Raw genomic sequence first — 934 nt, forward strand, 5'->3', positions numbered from 1 at the left:
AATATAGCCATGAACGATGTACTTGCCTGAGTTCCACTTGTGCTGGCTGGCTGAAATAGTCACTCTGTAGGAACCATCATCCTGTTTTGTGGCATTATGCCAAACAAGATCATCCTGACCATTTTGCTCAGACCAGACGGGGATTACCACACCTGAAATACCACTTGGATTCGTCAGATTGGTGATAATAACATCAAAAGTTCCACGATTTTTATCATTGTTAGCAATAGTTAAGGTTCCTTGAGTCTTAGTAATATCAAGTGTCACTTGTTTGCCACCTAGGCCAATGAATTTACCGTCATTGTCAACCAAATAGACATGAGAGTTATAAAGGCCGCTATCACCCTTATGGTTGCTTGAACGAACGGTTACCTTATAGTCTCCATTAGCTTGCTTAGCTGCCTTGTACCAGATGATATCATCTTGGCCGTTCTTTTCAGACCAGGTTGGAACCAAGACTTCTTTAAAACCTCGTGGCGCAACCAAGTTTGAAATGACAACATCATAGCTACCAGTAGCATTGTTGAGACCAGTGATAGCGAGGTCGGCTTTAGGATCTGACAAAGTAACTTTTGTTTGTGTTCCGCCTACACCGATTCGTGAGCCATCATTTTGGACATAGTAAAGATGAACATTGTAAAGACCAGTTGTATTTTTGTGGTTGGCTACTTGAATAGTAACCTTGTAAGTGCCATCTGTTTGACGTGTCGCTTCATACCAACGAATATCGTCTTGACCATCAGCCTCAGACCAGACTGGGACTTGAACCGTTCGGACACCTTTAGGACTATAGACATCACTAATGACTACATCAAAAGTTCCTGAATCTTTATTATTTGTAATAGAAATAACACCTGTAGGTTTAGATGGATCATTTCGTTCTACAAAAGCTTTTTGAACAAAGCGTTTTTGACCTTTAGCATCAATGTAAAAT

1 protein-coding gene is annotated in these 934 nt (G+C 40.6%); it reads right to left on the bottom strand.

Annotated elements, in window-relative coordinates; genetic code table 11:
* A partial coding sequence (locus HMPREF2571_RS10890; protein ID WP_256315260.1) for a GBS Bsp-like repeat-containing protein occupies positions 1–934 on the bottom strand: 934 nt, incomplete at both ends.

The sequence above is a fragment of the Streptococcus sp. HMSC068F04 genome, assembly GCF_001837455.1.
GTDB lineage: Bacteria > Bacillota > Bacilli > Lactobacillales > Streptococcaceae > Streptococcus > Streptococcus salivarius_D.